Here is an 18649-nt window from a genome sequence, read left to right on the forward strand (position 1 = left end):
CAGTACAAAGGGCAGATTTCAGAATTGGAAAAGGCCGCGAAAGCGGCCTTTAAATATTGCAGTGCGTTACGAAATTCTGCGAGCGTGCTCGACGTTATTGCTGTTGTTCAGCGATGTCGCCCAGCTTGATCTTCGCTTCTTTACGCAGGTTTGCCATCAGTGCTTCGAAAGCCACCTGGGCGTTGTTCTGGGTGATCCCCTGTACCATCGCTTTCTTCTGTGCTTCCGGCATGGTGCCGTCTTTCACTTCATCCAGCGACAGAATGACAACGTTACCCTGCATGTCAGAACCGACACCGTAGCTCGCTTTGTCTTTCGGCGGCAGCGGCAGCGTAAACGCGGTCTGGCTAAGCGGATCCTGACCAGTACGGCTCAGGGTCTTCGCTTCACCGAAGCTCAGGTTCGCCGCTTTCATCGCGTCGTCGCCTTTGCCTGCTTTCAGGTCAGCCAGCAACTTCTCTGCGGTGATGTTCGCCTGCTGCACCGCTTTGGTGTGCTTGACGATGTCCGTCACCTGCACTTTCACCTCTGCCAGTGGTTTGACCGATTCAGCTTTATGCTCGCTGACACGCAGCACAAACGCACGGTCGCCATCGACGGTGATGATGTCAGAGTTGCTACCCGGGGTGCCGTTTTGACCCACAAGGCCGCCGTTAAAGATAGCGTCAGATACCGGTTTGAAATTCAGCTCGGCTGGCAGATTGTCGTGTCCAAACCAGCCAGTTTCAACGGCTTTAACACCGGAAACCTGCTCTGCACCCGCCAGGGATTCGTTATCATTGCTCGCCGCATCGCTCACTTTCTGCTGCAGAGCGTAATAAGCGTCCAGCGCTTTTTCCTGCTTCACTTTCGCCGCGATATCATCATGAACATCGGCCAGCGGTTTAACTGTCGCAGGCTGAACGTCATCAAGACGCGCGATAAGGAAACCGACGGACGATTTGATAACACCGGACAACTGGCCTTTATCTTTCAGACCCGCATTTTTCAGCTCGTCCGGCATGGTAGACGCTTCCAGCCAGCCCATGTCACCGCCATTTTTGGCGGAGATAATGTCGGTGGATTTCGCTTTCGCCACGTCAGCAAAGTTTGCGCCTTTGGTGATTTCATCCAGCGCCGCTTTTGCATCTGCTTCGGTTTTGGTCTGAATCACGCTGTAGCGTACGCGCTGCGGCTGAGTGTACTGATCCTGGTGCTGATCGTAGTAAGACTGGATGTCGTTGTCAGATGCCGTTTCCTGCATCGCCGCGGCGTCCAACTTGATATAGCTGACGCGGAACTGCTCTGGCGCAACAAATTCATTCTTGTGCTGCTCGTAGTAGCTGTTGATTTCCTGATCGCTCACCTGCTGCTTCGCCGCCAGGGCATCCACATCAAGGGTGGCTTCGCGCACGACGCGCTGCTGGGAAACCAGAGAAGCCAGTTCGTCCGTTTCGCCCGGGAGCATGAACTCAGAACCTACGATGGCGTTGATCAACTGTTGAGTGACCAGCTGATTACGCAGTGCCTGCGCGTACTGATCGGTCGTCATGCCCATCTGGCCTACGATACCGCTGAAACGCTGGTTATCGAATTTGCCATTGGCCTGGAACGCCTGAGTCTGGAAAATCGCCTGTTTCACCTGCTCATCGCTGATGCCAAGGTTCAGGTGTTTCGCATACTGGTCGAGAAGGGATTCGTCGATAAGACGGTTGAGCACCTGATGACGCATGGTCTTCATGTAGTTTTCGTTGGAAGCCAGTTCAGAGAACTGATCGCCCAACTGCTGCTGCATGCGATTTCGCTCGCTGGCAACGGCATTTTCATATTGTGCGCGGCCAATTTCCTGGCCATTCACTTTCGCGGCGTAATCTTTGTTTCCGCCAATCAGGTAGCTGCTCACGCCGGTCAAAATGAACGACACGATAATGATACCGAAAATAATCTTGAGCACGACACTATTGGCTGCCGTACGTAAGGAGTCCATCATGGTGTAACAACGCTCCGCTGTAGGTGACTGTATCCTCGCACAGCATACCATGAGAGCGGCTGCACGTGAGGACGTATTTTGACAAGAAACGAGGGTTATTGTCAGCCCACAACTCGCCTAAAGTCGCATAAAGTCAGGCTGGAGAAACAAAAAAAGGCACATCTGATGATGCGCCCTTGTACTTTGTCACATTCCCTGGACGGGAAAGCGATCAGTTTACCGCGTCTTTCAGTGCTTTACCTGCACGGAAACCTGGCACTTTGGCAGCAGCGATGGTGATCTCTTTACCTGTTTGCGGGTTGCGACCAGTACGGGCAGCACGCTCTTTAACAGCAAAAGTACCAAAACCAACCAGTGCAACGTCATCCCCAGACTGCAGAGACTCGGTAACGGAAGCGATTAAAGCGTCTAACGCACGTCCAGCAGCAGCTTTAGAGATATCCGCACCTGCAGCAATTTTGTCAATCAGTTGAGATTTATTCACTATTCTCTTCCTCTCTTTATAATTTATATCGCACTGGAATCCTTCGCAATGCGACGGCGCAGCAGTTATATCAGGAGTGTCATGCCCTTACAACACCCGTTGTCTATGACATACCCAACCAGCAATCTAAATTAGCTATACAAAAAAAGGCTGGCAAGTGCGAAATCACCTGACAGCCCCGTTTTTCTTAGCGCTATTTGCGCGACGTCACTATTTTACGGTCTCTACCTGCATGCCATACGGTGCATTTTGCAGTGCAAGGGCCAGAACTTCTTCAATTCGCTTAACAGGATGGATATCCAGATCGGCGATCACATTATCAGGGATTTCTTCCAGATCGCGTTTATTTTCATCAGGAATCAGAACTGTCTTAATGCCGCCACGGTGGGCTGCCAACAGTTTTTCCTTCAGACCGCCGATAGGCAGAACCTGACCACGCAGCGTGATTTCACCGGTCATCGCCACATCGGCCCGCACCGGGTTACCGGTCAGACACGACACTAGCGCGGTACACATTGCGATACCTGCACTTGGACCGTCTTTCGGCGTAGCCCCTTCCGGAACGTGAACGTGAATATCGCGTTTTTCGTAGAAGTCGCCATTAATACCCAGCTTCTCTGCACGCGCACGCACCACGGTCAGCGCCGCCTGAATGGATTCCTGCATCACTTCACCAAGCGAGCCGGTATAGGTCAGTTTGCCTTTACCTGGAACGCACGCGGTTTCGATGGTCAACAGATCGCCACCCACTTCGGTCCACGCCAGGCCAGTCACCTGACCGACACGGTTTTCGCTGTCGGCGCGGCCAAAGTCAAAGCGCTGCACACCGAGATAGTCATGCAGGTTTTCACCATTGATATCAATGTGCTTGAGCGTTTTGTCCAGCAGCAGCTGTTTCACCGCTTTACGGCACAGTTTGGAGATTTCACGCTCCAGACTACGCACGCCCGCTTCACGGGTGTAGTAGCGAATGATGCTGACAATCGCACTGTCATCGACCGTAATTTCGCTCGGCTTCAGCGCGTTTCGCTCAATCTGCTTCGACAGCAAATGACGTTTCGCGATGTTCAGCTTCTCGTCTTCGGTGTAACCGGACAGACGAATCACTTCCATACGATCCAGCAGTGGAGCCGGAATGTTCATGGAGTTGGAGGTCGCCACAAACATCACATCGCTGAGATCGTAATCGACCTCCAGATAGTGATCGTTGAACGCCACATTCTGTTCTGGATCAAGGACTTCCAGCAGCGCTGACGCCGGATCGCCGCGCATGTCGGACGACATTTTGTCGATTTCATCCAGCAGGAACAGCGGGTTTTTAACGCCCACTTTCGCCATTTTCTGGATAAGTTTACCCGGCATCGAACCGATGTAAGTCCGACGGTGACCGCGAATTTCCGCTTCGTCACGCACGCCGCCCAGCGCCATACGGATATATTTACGTCCGGTCGCTTTCGCGATGGACTGACCCAGAGAGGTTTTACCCACCCCTGGCGGTCCAACCAGACACAAAATTGGGCCTTTAAGTTTGTTCACGCGGCTCTGGACTGCGAGATACTCGAGAATGCGGTCTTTCACGCGTTCCAGACCGTAATGGTCGGTATCGAGAACCTCCTGCGCCTGACGCAGGTCCTTTTTAACTTTGCTGCGTGCGGTCCATGGAACCTGCACCATCCAGTCAATGTAGCCACGAACGACGGTCGCTTCCGCAGACATCGGCGACATCATTTTCAGCTTCTGCAGCTCAGCTTCAGCCTTCTCTTTTGCCTCTTTCGGCATTTTAGAGGCGTCAATTTTACGCTTCAGCGCTTCGTTTTCGTCCGGTGCATCGTCCATCTCACCGAGTTCTTTCTGAATAGCCTTCATTTGCTCGTTCAGATAGTACTCGCGCTGGGATTTCTCCATCTGCTTTTTGACGCGGTTGCGAATGCGTTTCTCAACCTGCAGCAGATCGATTTCCGATTCCATCATCGCCATCAGGTATTCCAGACGCTCGTTGATGTCGGACATTTCCAGCACGGACTGTTTATCAGTTAGCTTCAGCGGCATGTGCGCTGCGATGGTGTCCGCCAGACGTGCAGGATCGTCAATGCTGTTCAGCGACGTCAGCACTTCTGGTGGGATTTTCTTGTTGAGCTTGATATAGCCTTCAAACTGGCTAATGGCAGTGCGTACCAGCACTTCCTGCTCGCGCTCGTCGATTGCCGGAGACTCGAGGTACTCCGCTTTCGCCGAGAAATGCTCGCCGTCGTCAGACAGCGCGGAAATACGCGCACGCTGCAAGCCTTCAACCAGCACTTTGACGGTGCCGTCAGGCAGCTTCAGCATCTGCAAAATAGAGGCCACGGTCCCGACGGTGAAAAGATCGTTTACACCCGGCTCATCCGTTGACGCGTCTTTCTGAGCAACCAGCATGATTTTTTTATCATGGTCCATGGCCGCTTCGAGACAACGGATAGATTTTTCCCGCCCTACAAATAAGGGAATGACCATGTGCGGATAAACCACCACATCGCGCAACGGCAATACGGGGATTTCAATGCGTTCAGAACGCTCAGGATTCATAGAGCTCTCTCTTAGTTTAATGTCCGCCAGGTAGTCAATGGCGTCACTGTGCTTCACGCCACCGTTAACATGTGATCCAGTATATGGGGATGTTTCCCACACATTCAACGGGAGGAATACAGGAAAAGTAAAAGGGGGATAAAATATCCCCCTTTTGGTTAACTGACTGAGTGATTTGGTGAATTATTCGCCAGATGCCTGCTGCGTTTCAGCGGCGCTGTAAATCAGCAGCGGCTTGGTTTGACCTTCGATGACGGACTCATCGATAACCACTTTTTCGACGTCTTCCATGGAAGGCAGGTCGTACATGGTATCAAGCAGTGCCGCTTCGACGATTGAACGCAGACCACGGGCACCGGTTTTACGGGCCATCGCTTTACGGGCAATCGCATCCAGCGCTTCATCACGGAATTCCAGATCAACACCTTCAAGACCGAACAGTGCCTGATATTGCTTAGTCAGGGCGTTTTTCGGTTCTTTCAGGATCTGAATCAGGGCATCTTCACTCAGCTCGTTGAGCGTCGCGACAACCGGCAGACGACCGATAAATTCCGGGATAAGACCAAACTTGATCAGATCGCCCGGCTCTACCTGCTCCAGCAGTTCACCTTCGTTCGCTTTTTCGGATTTCGCTTTTACCGTCGCGCCAAAGCCAATACCTGAACCAGTTTCAACGCGGTTGGCGATCACTTTATCCAGACCGGCGAATGCGCCGCCACAGATAAAGAGGATCTTCGACGTATCAACCTGCAGGAATTCCTGCTGCGGATGTTTACGGCCACCCTGCGGCGGAACTGCAGCCACGGTGCCTTCGATAAGCTTCAGCAGAGCCTGTTGTACGCCTTCGCCGGACACGTCACGGGTGATCGACGGGTTATCCGATTTACGGGAAATTTTGTCGATTTCATCGATGTAAACGATGCCGCGCTGCGCTTTCTGCACGTCGTAATCGCATTTCTGCAACAGTTTCTGGATGATGTTTTCAACATCTTCACCCACGTAACCGGCTTCGGTCAGGGTGGTTGCATCAGCCATAGTAAATGGAACGTCCAACAGGCGTGCGAGCGTTTCCGCAAGCAGCGTCTTACCGGAACCGGTTGGGCCAATCAGCAGGATGTTACTTTTTCCGAGCTCAACGCCGTTGCTGGTATCGCCGTTACGCAGACGTTTATAGTGGTTGTATACCGCCACAGCCAGCACTTTTTTCGCACGTTCCTGACCGATGACATAATCGTCCAGGTGATGGCGGATTTCATGCGGTGTCGGCAGTGCACTACGTTCACGATGCGGGGCTACCTCTTTGATTTCTTCGCGAATGATGTCGTTACATAAATCAACGCATTCGTCGCAGATATACACGGACGGCCCAGCGATCAGCTTACGCACTTCGTGCTGGCTTTTGCCGCAAAAAGAGCAATACAACAGTTTGCCTGAGCCATCTTTGCGTTTATCTGTCATGAGTCCAAACCTCTTTCTAAGTTCTTTGTGCCGCACATGACGACGCAAATGCCAGTCTTAACGGAATGCCGCCCTAAACAGTATAGCGGCACTCGACGCAGTGGCATTATTTACGATGGGTCAAAATGGAGTCGACCAGGCCGTACTCTACTGCTTCAGACGCAGCGAGGAAGCGGTCGCGCTCGGTGTCGCGCTCAATCTGCTCAAGAGATTGACCCGTGTGTTGTGCCATAAGTTCATTCATGCGCGCTTTAACTTTCAGGATTTCGCGGGCGTGGATTTCGATATCCGTCGCCTGGCCCTGATAGCCGCCCAGCGGCTGGTGAATCATCACGCGAGAGTTCGGCAAGCAGAAACGCTTGCCTTTCGCTCCAGCGGTCAACAGGAATGCCCCCATTGAACACGCCTGCCCCATACAAATGGTGCTGACGTCTGGCTTAATGAACTGCATGGTGTCGTAGATGGACATCCCTGCAGTGATGACGCCGCCTGGGGAGTTGATGTACAGGTAAATGTCTTTTTCCGGGTTTTCCGCTTCCAGAAACAGCATCTGCGCTACGATCAGGTTCGCCATGTGGTCTTCCACCTGGCCTGTCAGAAAGATAACGCGCTCCTTGAGCAGACGGGAGTAGATATCAAAAGAACGTTCACCGCGTGAGGTCTGTTCGATGACCATTGGCACCAGGGCCATATGGGGTGCAAAGTTATCTCGTTCGCCACTGTATGACATGTCCGTCTCCTGGATAAAAAGTGAAAATACCTGCTGTACTGATTGTAACCTTGCGGACGGATCATCAGCCAGTCAATCTACTGCTTCCCCTTTTATGGGGGTGATACTGCCCTATTTCAAGCATAACAATATTTTGCTGTAACGCTAACACCGAAACAGCGTTTTGGCACGTATCGTCATCTATTACAGTGATAAAAAAACCCGCTACCAAAGGCAACGGGTTTTTCGCTCAAACTTTAAACCGTGAGGGCGTTAATTACGCCTGCTGGTTCATCAGTTCGTTGAAAGAAGTCGCTTTTTCAGACACTTTCGCTTTGTTCAGAACAGCTTCAACAGCCTGCTCTTCCAGAGCTACGTTGCGCATGTTGTCCATCAGCTCTTTGTTTTTGCTGTAGAACTCGATGACTTCTGTTGGATCTTCGTACGCAGCAGCCATCTCTTCGATCAGGACTTTAACGCGGTCTTCGTCAGCTTTCAGCTCGTGGGTACGAATCACTTCGCCCAGCAACAGGCCAACAACAACGCGGCGTTTAGCCTGCTCTTCGAACAGTTCGCGTGGCAGTTCCATCGCTTGCTTGGCGTTGCCACCAAAGCGCTGTGCAGCCTGCTGACGCAGTACGTCGATTTCGCTGTCGATCAGGGCAGCAGGAACGTCGATGTCATTGGCGGTAACCAGACCGTCGATTGCCTGAGACTTGATGCGGTTTTTAACCGCGCCTTTCAGCTCGCGTTCCATGTTTTTACGTACTTCAGCACGCAGACCGTCTACGGAACCATCATCAACGCCGAAACGTTTGATGAATTCTGCAGTCAGTTCTGGCAGTTCACGCTCTTCAACTTTCTTCAGGTTGATAGCGAATTTCGCTGCTTTACCTTTCAGGTTTTCTGCGTGGTAATCTTCCGGGAAGTTCACGTCGATAGTGAATTCTTCGCCCGCTTTGTGGCCTTTGATACCGTCTTCAAAGCCTGGGATCATACGTCCCTGGCCCATTGCCAGTACGAAATCAGTGGCTTTGCCGCCTTCGAATTCTTCGCCGTCAATAGAACCGGAGAAGTCAACGGTAACGCGATCTTCATCGGCTACAGCGCCTTCTTTATCTTTCCAGGTCGCCTGCTGCTTACGCAGAGTGTCCAGCATGCCATCAACGTCAGCATCAGTCACTTCTACAACCGGTTTTTCAACTTCGATTGCGTCCAGACCCTGCAGTTCTACTTCTGGGTAAACTTCAAATTCAACAGTGTAAGTGAAGTCTTCACCCAGTTTGTACTCGCCCGGAACGTAAGTCGGGGAGCCTGCTGGATTGATTTTCTCTTTGATGATCGCATCAACGAAGTTGCGGCTCATCAGGTCACCCAGCACGTCCTGGCGAACAGAGGCGCCATAACGCTGAGCAACTACAGTCATCGGTACTTTCCCTTTACGGAAACCGTCGATGCGAACTTTTTTCGCTACGTTGACCAGCTCGCTATTTACAGCTTTTTCGATGCTGTCAGCAGCGATAGTAATCGTTACACGGCGGCCAAGGCCCTGAGTGGTTTCAACTGAAACTTGCATCTTGTTACCTCAAAAAAATCACAGTGCTCGGTCAACTCTGGAAGCACGTATCGATGGCTTCGCAGAACCGGGATGTTCTCTTCAATGCAGAATACAATCCCTGTTGCCAGAATCATCCCGAAGACATTCCGAAAATAAGACGCAGCATTATAGCGGCATCACTGTAGTGAGTCGAGAACGGTAATGCCGCATAGATGCGCCATTTTTCACAGTTTTGAGGTAATTTTGACCCAAAAAATGCGTTGCTCGCTCAAAATTCAAACAAAACAAAACGGCCCGCAGGCCGTTTCTCATTTAATCTGTACGCAACATACTGGAAAAGTTCCGGCAGTTGCAAATGCGAATTTTACGCGATACTGCCCGCGCCGCGACAAGGTGGTGATGCAAAGACAGTATCTTGCAACCCTTCCCACTCTTTCACGGTGTAGGTATGCAACGCCAGCGCATGCACGGTCGTGGACAATTCAGCGGTTAAAGTGCCATAAATCATGCGGTGACGGTTAAGAAAACGTTCTCCGGCAAAGCGATCGCTGACCAGCACCACTTTAAAGTGACTTTCGGAGCCGGCCGGGACATTGTGGCGATAACTTTCGTCCACCACTTCGAGGAATAAGGGTTCAAACGCTGCCCTTAATTTTTCTTCTATCTGTTCACGTATCATCATGAATTTACTCCTCCGACAACGCTGAGATGCCGCCCTTTCCCTTTAAATGTTAGCCGCTTTTACCGTTTCCATTACATCAAGACAACAAAAATTTAGCTTTCGTCTGTATTTCTCAGTCAAACGGATGAACCTTGTGCCCTCCCGTAGACGAATAATTGCAAAAAAGAGTGCGAAATCGGGCTTGCGCTCAGAAAACACTCAACACGATGAATTTACATGCGTTACCCACTTCCCCTTACCGTTGGCGATGTTATGATGGCGGGAATTTTTCGCCCGTTGAACAACAGTGACGCTGAGAGTCTTACTATGTTAAAAAAATTCCTCTTCCCGTTGGTTGCGATGTTTATGCTGGCCGGTTGTGCCAAGCCGCAAACGACTATTGATGTAGCACCAAAAATCACCCTGCCTTCACAAGATCCAAGCCTGATGGGCGTGACTGTCAGCATCAACGGCGCTGACCAGCGACCGGACCAGGCGCTGGCAAAAGTGACCCGTGATAACCAGCTGGTGACGCTGACCGCTTCCCGAGACCTGCGTTTCCTGCTGCAGGAAGTGCTTGAAAAGCAGATGACCGCGCGCGGTTATATGATTGGGCCGAACGGTGCCGTTGATCTGCAGATCATCGTCAACAACCTGTATGCAGACGTGTCTCAGGGCAACGTGCGCTACAACATCGCTACCAAAGCGGATATCGCCATCATCGCCACCGCGAAGAACGGCAATAAGATGAGCAAAAACTATCGCGCAAGCTATCAGGTTGAAGGTGCCTTCACGGCGAACAACCAGAATATTGCTAACGCGGTTAACAGCGTTCTGACGGATACCATTTCCGATATGGCGCAGGACACCAGCGTCCACGACTTCATCAAACAGAACGCCCACTAAGTCTTTCTGACCCGGCCCTGTGCCGGGTCAGTTATTTATGCCCATGCCCAACCGATACTTACGCCTTTTCCAGCAGCCCAAATCAGCGATCCTGTTGATACTTGGCTTCGCCTCCGGTTTACCTCTGGCGCTCACGTCCGGCACGCTTCAGGCGTGGATGACCGTCGAGAACATCGATCTTAAAACCATTGGGTTCTTCTCTCTCGTCGGCCAGGCCTACGTCTTTAAATTTCTGTGGTCGCCGATGATGGACCGCTACACGCCGCCATTTTTGGGGCGCCGTCGCGGCTGGCTACTCACCACGCAGATCCTGTTATTGTTCTCGATTGCGGCGATGGGCTTCCTTGAACCAACGTCGCAATTGCGCTGGATGGCCGCTCTTGCAGTGGTGATCGCCTTCTGTTCGGCGTCGCAGGACATCGTTTTCGACGCATGGAAAACCGACATTCTGTCGCCGGAAGAACGTGGCACCGGGGCAGCAATCAGCGTGCTGGGCTATCGTCTGGCGATGCTGGTATCCGGCGGACTGGCACTGTGGCTGGCGGATCAGTGGCTCGGTTGGCAGGCCATGTACTGGCTGATGGCGGCACTGATGATCCCCTGCATTATCGCCACGCTGGTTGCACCTGAACCAAGCGATGTCATTCCCGCGCCAAAAACCCTGGAACAGGCCGTCGCTGAACCACTGCGTGATTTCTTTGGCCGGAACAATGCCTGGCTGATTCTGCTGCTGATTGTCCTTTATAAGCTTGGCGACGCGTTCGCGATGAGTCTGACCACCACCTTCCTTATAAGAGGGGTCGGTTTTGACGCGGGCGAAGTCGGGGTGGTGAATAAAACCCTCGGGCTGTTTGCCACCATCCTCGGCGCGCTATACGGCGGCGTGCTGATGCAGCGTTTATCCCTGTTCCGCGCATTGCTGATTTTCGGTATTTTGCAGGGCGCATCCAATGCCGGTTACTGGCTGTTGTCGATTACGGACAAAAGCATGTTGACCATGGGCACGGCGGTATTCTTTGAAAACCTGTGCGGCGGGATGGGAACGGCGGCATTCGTCGCATTGTTAATGACGCTGTGCAACAAGTCCTTCTCTGCGACGCAGTTCGCGCTGCTCTCTGCCCTTTCTGCGGTCGGTCGCGTGTATGTCGGTCCAATTGCAGGCTGGTTTGTCGAAGCGCACGGTTGGCCCACGTTTTATCTGTTCTCCGTATTTGCCGCCATTCCAGGTATTTTGCTGCTGATGTTGTGTCGGCAAACGCTGGAATACACCTGGCGGAGCGAAAGCTTTATGCCGCGAACAGAATTCAAAAACCTCTATTCCGTCGCCCTGCGGATCCTCGCCATTGGCTGTCTGGTCATCGGTGTCTGGCTACTGCTGCTCATCATGAACGCGCTTGACCTGACGGCCTTCTCGTTCCTGACAGGCCTGCTGGAAGTGGGGGCTATGATTGCCATTTGCGGCATTGTGCTGGGTGGCATTCTCGACGCGATGGCATTACGCAAAACACACCTCACTGAACACTAAATAAACGTTACTTGTCGTTGTAGTTACTTTCGGTAATTATAACGGCAACAATTCATTTATTTTCCCCGATTGTTATTTTGTGCGTTATTTAATTTCGGAAATTACTGGCGCTTTTTAAGTTCCGGCATATTTCCTTAACCGATTCAGCTTTTATTCGATTATTTTTTTGTTTTTATGATGTCGTTAATTTGATAATTAATTGTTAACTTTTTGTGTTTTTCCGGCATTAGTTATACCAATTGCCAGAGAAACAGATCCATTCTACCTCGTTTCGTTATAAAACTCCGGCAATGCGCTATCCGCCTGGATTTTAGACACAATCAGCAACATCTGTGACAGGCCCGGCAGAACCCAGTAACACCCGAAAGACACTTCTCCAATCATGTTTACAGTAATGTAACCTTCCCGTAAAATGCCCCCACACTTTAAACGCCACCAAATCCCGTGGAATTGAGGTCGTTACATGAGACTCAGGAAATACAATAAAAGCTTGGGATGGTTGTCATTAATCGCCAGCACTGTTTTACTCAGTGGTTGTGATTCTGCGCTACTTGACCCCAAAGGACAGATTGGACTGGAGCAACGTTCGCTGATACTGACGGCATTTGGCCTGATGTTAATCGTCGTCATTCCCGCCGTCTTGATGGCCGTTGGTTTCGCCTGGAAATACCGTGCGAGCAACAAAGATGCGAAGTATAGCCCTAACTGGTCACACTCCAATAAAGTGGAAGCTGTGGTCTGGACGGTGCCTATCCTTATCATCCTGTTCCTCTCCGTGTTGACCTGGAAAACCACTCACGCGCTTGAGCCTAGCAAACCGCTGGCCCATGCCGAGAAGCCAATCACTATCGAAGTGATTTCCATGGACTGGAAATGGTTCTTCATTTACCCGGAGCAGGGCATTGCGACCGTTAACGAAATCGCTTTCCCGGCGAACGTTCCGGTTCAGTTCAAAGTCACCTCCAATTCCGTGATGAACTCGTTCTTTATCCCGCGTCTGGGCAGCCAGATTTATGCGATGGCCGGTATGCAGACTAACCTGCATCTGATTGCCAACGAAGCGGGCACCTACGACGGTATCTCCGCCAGCTACAGCGGCAAGGGCTTCTCTGGTATGAAGTTCAAAGCTACTGCAACACCGGATCGCGCTACGTTCGACCAGTGGGTCGCGAAGGTGAAACAGTCTCAGAGCACCATGAACGATATGGACGCTTATGAAAAACTGGCAGCGCCGAGCGAGTACAACAAGGTGGAATACTTCTCCAGCGTGAAACCTGATTTGTTCAAAGACGTTATCAACAAATACATGGGTCACGGTCACATGGACATGAGCCAACCTGCCGGTGAGCATGCCTCACACGAAGGGATGGAAGGCATGGACATGAGCCACGCGGAAACCGCTCATTAAGGGGCCGAGGAAGAAACGATGTTCGGAAAATTGACACTGGATTCAGTGCCCTACCATGAACCTATTATCATGGTTACGGTATCTGCAATTATCATTGGGGGTCTGGCGCTGCTGGCGCTGATCACTTACCTCGGTAAGTGGACCTACCTGTGGAAAGAATGGCTGACTTCGGTCGACCACAAAAAACTCGGCGTGATGTACTGCATCGTCGGCATCGTGATGCTGATTCGCGGTTTCTCTGACGCCATTATGATGCGTAGCCAGCAGGTTCTGGCCTCGGCGGGTGAAGCAGGCTTCTTACCACCTCACCATTACGATCAGATCTTTACCGCTCACGGCGTTATCATGATCTTCTTCGTAGCGATGCCGCTGGTTATCGGCCTGATGAACGTGGTTGTTCCTCTGCAGATCGGCGCACGCGACGTTGCGTTCCCGTTCCTGAATAACCTCAGCTTCTGGTTCACGGTTGTCGGTGTGATTCTGGTTAACCTGTCTCTCGGTGTGGGTGAATTCGCACAGACCGGCTGGCTGGCCTATCCGCCGCTGTCAGGTATTGAGTACAGTCCCGGCGTCGGGGTCGATTACTGGATTTGGGCGCTTCAGCTCTCCGGTATTGGTACTACGCTGACCGGTATCAACTTCTTCGTGACCATTATCAAGATGCGTGCGCCTGGCATGACCATGTTCAAGATGCCGGTATTCACCTGGGCCTCTCTGTGCGCAAACGTCCTGATTATTGCATCATTCCCGATCCTGACCGTCACCATCGCTTTGCTGACCCTCGACCGCTATCTGGGTACCCATTTCTTCACTAACGAAATGGGCGGCAACATGATGATGTACATCAACCTGATCTGGGCATGGGGCCATCCGGAAGTGTACATTCTGGTTCTGCCAGTCTTCGGTGTGTTCTCAGAAGTGGTCGCAACCTTCTCGCGTAAGCGTCTGTTTGGTTACACCTCTCTGGTGTGGGCAACCGTGTGTATTACCGTTCTGTCGTTCATTGTTTGGCTGCACCACTTCTTCACGATGGGTGCTGGCGCGAACGTAAACGCCTTCTTCGGTATTGCCACCATGATTATCGCCATCCCTACCGGGGTTAAGATCTTCAACTGGCTGTTCACCATGTACCAGGGTCGTATCGTGTTCCACTCCGCGATGCTGTGGACTATCGGCTTTATCGTGACCTTCTCGGTCGGCGGTATGACCGGTGTTCTGCTGGCGGTGCCGGGCGCGGACTTCGTTCTGCATAACAGCCTGTTCCTGATTGCTCACTTCCATAACGTCATTATCGGTGGTGTAGTGTTCGGTTGCTTCGCAGGGATCACCTACTGGTGGCCGAAAGCGTTCGGCTTCACCCTGAATGAAACCTGGGGCAAGCGCGCATTCTGGTTCTGGATCATCGGCTTCTTCGTGGCATTTATGCCGCTGTACGTACTGGGCTTCATGGGTATGACCCGTCGCCTGAGCCAGCAGATTGATCCACAGTTCCACCCAATGCTGGTTGTTGCAGCATGTGGTGCGGCGCTGATTGCCTGCGGCATCGCATGCCAGCTGATTCAGTACTACGTGTCTATTCGCGACCGCGAGCAGAACCGTGACTGGACCGGTGACCCATGGGGCGGCCGTACGCTGGAGTGGTCAACATCCTCCCCTGCACCTTTCTATAACTTTGCACACGTACCGCACATTCATGAGCGTGACGCGTTCTGGGAAATGAAAGAGAAAGGCGAAGCGTACAAGAAACCGGCGGGCTATGAAGAGATTCATATGCCGAAAAACAGCGGTGCAGGCATTGTGATTGCTGCCTTCGCAACGGTGTTTGGCTTTGCCATGATCTGGCATATCTGGTGGATGGCGATCGTTGGCTTCCTCGGCATCATCATCACCTGGATTGTAAAAAGCTTCGACGAGGACGTGGATTACTACGTGCCTGTGGCAGAAATCGAAACACTGGAAAACCAGCATTTCGATGAGATCTCTAAGGCAGGGCTGAAAAATGTCAACTGATACTCTGACTAACGCGCATGCCCACGCGCACGAACATGGGCATCATGATGCAGGACCGATGAAAGTCTTCGGTTTCTGGATCTACCTGATGAGCGACTGCGTTCTGTTCTCTATTCTGTTCGCAACCTATGCGGTGTTGGTTAACAACACCGCCGGTGGCCCGGCAGGTAAAGACATTTTCGAGCTGCCGTTCGTGCTGGTTGAAACTGCCCTGCTGTTGTTCAGCTCCATTACTTATGGCATGGCGGCTATCGCCATGTATAAGAACAACAAAAGCCAGGTTGTTTCCTGGCTGGCGCTGACCTGGCTGTTCGGTGCAGGGTTCATCGCGATGGAAATCTATGAATTCCATCACCTGATCATGGAAGGTATGGGCCCGGATCGTAGTGGCTTCCTGTCAGCGTTCTTCGCGCTGGTTGGCACCCACGGTCTGCACGTGACCTCCGGTCTTATCTGGATGGCAGTTCTGATGTTCCAGATTAACCGTCGCGGCCTGACTCCGACCAACCGCACCCGTATCCTGTGCCTGAGCTTGTTCTGGCACTTCCTGGACGTCGTCTGGATCTGCGTGTTCTCTGTAGTCTATCTGATGGGGGCGATGTAATGAGTCATTCAACCGATCACGGCGCTTCCCACGGTAGCGTAAAAACCTACATGACAGGATTTATCCTGTCGATCATCCTGACGCTAATCCCGTTCGGGATGGTGATGAACGGCACCGCATCTCACGCAGTACTTATTGGCTGCGTACTGGTGGCTGCGGTAGTACAGATTCTGGTGCATCTGGTGTGCTTCCTGCACATGAACTCCAAGTCTGATGAGGGCTGGAATCTGACGGCATTCATCTTTACTGTACTAATCATTGCGATTGTAGTGATAGGTTCAATCTGGATCATGTGGAACCTTAACTACAACATGATGGTTCGATAAGAGCGGCGAGTATGTTTAAGCAATACCTGCAAGTTACAAAACCAGGCATCATCTTCGGTAACCTGATCTCGGTCATCGGCGGCTTCCTGTTGGCTTCTAAAGGCAGCATCGATTACCCGCTGTTTGTCTATACCTTGATTGGCGTGTCGCTGGTCGTTGCGTCCGGTTGTGTGTTTAACAACTACATCGACAGGGATATCGACAGGAAGATGGAACGGACCAAAAATCGGGTGCTGGTCAAAGGCCTGATTTCTCCGAACGTTTCGCTGGTGTATGCCACCTTGTTGGGTGTTGCTGGCTTTATGCTCCTGTGGTTTGGCGCTAACCCGCTGGCCTGCTGGCTTGGCGTGATGGGCTTCGTGGTTTATGTGGGCGTTTACAGCCTGTATATGAAGCGCCATTCCGTCTACGGCACGTTGATTGGTTCACTCTCCGGCGCAGCGCCGCCGGTGATTGGCTACTGTGCCGTTACCGGCAACTTTGACAGCGGTGCGGCTATTCTGCTGGCGATTTTCAGCCTGTGGCAGATGCCTCACTCCTACGCCATCGCGATTTTCCGCTTTAAGGATTATCAGGCGGCAAACATTCCGGTCCTGCCGGTTGTTAAGGGGATCTCCGTTGCCAAAAACCACATCACGCTCTACATCATTGCTTTTGCTGTTGCAACGCTGATGCTGACTCTCGGTGGCTACGCTGGATATAAATATCTGATTGTAGCGGCGGCGGTAAGCGTCTGGTGGCTTGGAATGGCGCTGCGTGGGTACAAAGTGGCAGATGACAGAGTCTGGGCGCGCAAGTTGTTCGTCTTCTCTATCGTCGCCATTACCTCGCTATCGGTGATGATGTCAGTCGACTTTATGGTTCCGGATTCGCATTCGGTTCTGGCTTACGTCTGGTAAGCCAACCATCGCGTTAAAAGGGTGCTTCGGCACCCTTTTTTATTCGTTAGATCAACGCGCCACGATGTAATATTTGCTAAACAACCGCTTGTTTACCCTACCCTTCCCCGGCTTTACACTAAGCGCTGCTTTTATACTGAGGTGGAAATGAACGATTTTAAGATGACGCCAGGCGAATTGCGCGCAACCTGGGGTTTAGGGACCGTATTCTCACTGCGTATGCTCGGCATGTTTATGGTTCTGCCCGTTCTGACCACGTACGGCATGGCATTACAGGGTGCCAGCGAAGCGTTGATTGGGCTCGCCATCGGAATTTACGGGCTCGCACAGGCAATATTTCAAATCCCATTCGGCCTGCTTTCAGACCGGATTGGCCGTAAGCCGCTGATCGTCGGAGGACTCCTGATTTTCGTCGTCGGCAGTATGATTGCCGCGATGTCGGATTCTATCTGGGGCATCATTCTTGGCCGCGCGCTGCAAGGCTCTGGCGCCATTGCCGCCGCCGTGATGGCACTGCTCTCAGACCTGACCCGCGAACAGAACCGCACCAAAGCGATGGCGTTTATTGGCGTCAGCTTCGGGGTCACTTTTGCTATCGCCATGGTGCTGGGCCCGATCGTTACCCACAAACTCGGCCTGCATGCGCTGTTCTGGATGATTTCCGGGCTGGCAACGCTCGGGATCCTGCTGACCATTTGGGTGGTGCCGAACAGCGACAACCACGTCCTCAACCGTGAATCGGGCATGGTGAAAGGCTGCTTCAGCAAGGTGCTGATGGAGCCAAAACTGCTGAAACTGAATTTCGGCATTATGTGCCTGCACATTCTGCTGATGTCGACGTTTGTCGCCCTGCCGGGTCAGCTTGAAGCTGCGGGTTTCCCGGCAGCCGAGCACTGGAAGATCTACCTGGTCACCATGCTCGTCTCATTCGTTTCCGTCATACCGTTTATCATTTATGCCGAAGTGAAACGCCGCATGAAGCGTGTGTTCCTGATTTGCATCGCCCTCATTTTGATTGCCGAGATTGTGCTGTGGGGATCGGGCGCCTACTTCTGGGAACTTGTCGCCGGCGTTCAGCTGTTCTTCCTCGCCTTCAACCTGATGGAAGCCCTGCTGCCATCGCTTATCAGCAAAGAATCCCCGGCGGGTTACAAAGGTACGGCGATGGGAATTTACTCCACTAGCCAGTTCCTGGGCGTAGCGATTGGTGGCTCACTGGGCGGCTGGCTCGACGGTTTCTTTGATTCGCAAACGGTCTTCCTGATGGGCGCGTTACTCGCCACCGTCTGGCTGCTGGTCGCCATGACCATGCAGGAGCCGCGGTACGTCAGCAGCCTGCGCGTGGCCATTCCGGAGGGTGTCGATGCAGATGAAAACCTTAAAACGCGTCTGTTAGCAAAAGACGGGGTGAAAGAAGTGTTGGTTGTCGCCGCCGAGCGCTCTGCATACGTCAAAATCGACAGCAAAGTGACCAACCGCTTTGAGATTGAACAGATGATCGTTGGGGCATAAAAAAGCGGGCATCGCCCGCTTTTTGAGTTCAATGAAACCACCTTCACGAAGGTGG

15 protein-coding genes are annotated in these 18649 nt (G+C 52.2%); 8 read left to right on the plus strand and 7 right to left on the minus strand.

The features are described from left to right. Positions 1-94: 94 nt before the first annotated feature. From ppiD to bolA, 7 genes are all read right to left on the minus strand, one after another. Positions 95-1969 carry a peptidylprolyl isomerase gene (ppiD, locus tag MUU47_RS22335; protein WP_258990348.1) on the minus strand — a complete coding sequence of 625 codons (1875 nt, stop codon included), beginning with the start codon at positions 1967-1969 and terminating at the stop codon, positions 95-97. A gap of 211 nt (positions 1970-2180) precedes the next feature. Beyond that, positions 2181-2453, minus strand: coding sequence for a nucleoid-associated protein HU-beta (gene hupB, locus MUU47_RS22340; protein ID WP_010428111.1), 273 nt, complete (start codon positions 2451-2453; stop codon positions 2181-2183). A 210-nt stretch (positions 2454-2663) separates the two neighbouring features. Beyond that, positions 2664-5018: an endopeptidase La gene (gene lon, locus MUU47_RS22345; RefSeq protein WP_110511665.1), complete on the minus strand. Its 2355-nt coding sequence runs from the start codon at positions 5016-5018 to the stop codon at positions 2664-2666. 183 nt (positions 5019-5201) lie between these two features. Beyond that, positions 5202-6476, minus strand: coding sequence for an ATP-dependent protease ATP-binding subunit ClpX (gene clpX / locus MUU47_RS22350; protein WP_110511664.1), 1275 nt, complete (start codon positions 6474-6476; stop codon positions 5202-5204). A gap of 106 nt (positions 6477-6582) precedes the next feature. Then, a complete protein-coding gene (gene clpP, locus MUU47_RS22355) occupies positions 6583-7206 on the minus strand; it encodes an ATP-dependent Clp endopeptidase proteolytic subunit ClpP (RefSeq protein WP_110511663.1) in 624 nt (207 codons plus the stop codon). Between the two features lie 256 nt (positions 7207-7462). Next, a complete protein-coding gene (gene tig / locus MUU47_RS22360; RefSeq protein ID WP_258990349.1) occupies positions 7463-8761 on the minus strand; it encodes a trigger factor in 1299 nt (432 codons plus the stop codon). Between the two features lie 346 nt (positions 8762-9107). Next, complete coding sequence (gene bolA, locus MUU47_RS22365; protein WP_110511661.1) at positions 9108-9425, minus strand: transcriptional regulator BolA; 318 nt, start codon at positions 9423-9425, stop codon at positions 9108-9110. A 306-nt stretch (positions 9426-9731) separates the two neighbouring features. Here bolA and MUU47_RS22370 point away from each other — a divergent pair, with 306 nt between their 5' ends. The 8 genes from MUU47_RS22370 to MUU47_RS22405 all read left to right on the plus strand — a co-directional run bounded on the left by MUU47_RS22370 (position 9732) and on the right by MUU47_RS22405 (position 18594). Next, the gene (locus MUU47_RS22370; protein ID WP_258990350.1) at positions 9732-10310 is read left to right on the plus strand and encodes a lipoprotein; all 579 of its coding nucleotides are present in this window, start codon (positions 9732-9734) and stop codon (positions 10308-10310) included. 43 nt (positions 10311-10353) lie between these two features. Next, on the plus strand, positions 10354-11835 hold the full coding sequence (ampG, locus tag MUU47_RS22375) for a muropeptide MFS transporter AmpG (RefSeq protein ID WP_258990590.1): 1482 nt from the start codon (positions 10354-10356) through the stop codon (positions 11833-11835). 463 nt (positions 11836-12298) lie between these two features. Continuing rightward, positions 12299-13243: a cytochrome o ubiquinol oxidase subunit II gene (cyoA, locus tag MUU47_RS22380; RefSeq protein WP_258990351.1), complete on the plus strand. Its 945-nt coding sequence runs from the start codon at positions 12299-12301 to the stop codon at positions 13241-13243. An 18-nt stretch (positions 13244-13261) separates the two neighbouring features. Then, complete coding sequence (gene cyoB, locus MUU47_RS22385; RefSeq protein WP_258990353.1) at positions 13262-15253, plus strand: cytochrome o ubiquinol oxidase subunit I; 1992 nt, start codon at positions 13262-13264, stop codon at positions 15251-15253. Then, the gene (locus MUU47_RS22390) at positions 15243-15857 is read left to right on the plus strand and encodes a cytochrome o ubiquinol oxidase subunit III (RefSeq protein WP_110511656.1); all 615 of its coding nucleotides are present in this window, start codon (positions 15243-15245) and stop codon (positions 15855-15857) included. The genes cyoB and MUU47_RS22390 overlap by 11 nt, the downstream gene beginning before the upstream one ends. Beyond that, on the plus strand, positions 15857-16183 hold the full coding sequence (locus MUU47_RS22395) for a cytochrome o ubiquinol oxidase subunit IV (protein WP_258990355.1): 327 nt from the start codon (positions 15857-15859) through the stop codon (positions 16181-16183). Before MUU47_RS22390 ends, MUU47_RS22395 begins: the two co-directional genes overlap by 1 nt. A gap of 11 nt (positions 16184-16194) precedes the next feature. Further along, a complete protein-coding gene (gene cyoE / locus MUU47_RS22400) occupies positions 16195-17082 on the plus strand; it encodes a heme o synthase (protein ID WP_125355070.1) in 888 nt (295 codons plus the stop codon). Between the two features lie 147 nt (positions 17083-17229). Next, positions 17230-18594: an MFS transporter gene (locus MUU47_RS22405; RefSeq protein WP_258990357.1), complete on the plus strand. Its 1365-nt coding sequence runs from the start codon at positions 17230-17232 to the stop codon at positions 18592-18594. Positions 18595-18649 lie beyond the last annotated feature (55 nt).

This window comes from Scandinavium hiltneri (assembly GCF_024764835.1).
GTDB classification, from domain to species: Bacteria; Pseudomonadota; Gammaproteobacteria; order Enterobacterales; family Enterobacteriaceae; genus Scandinavium; species Scandinavium hiltneri.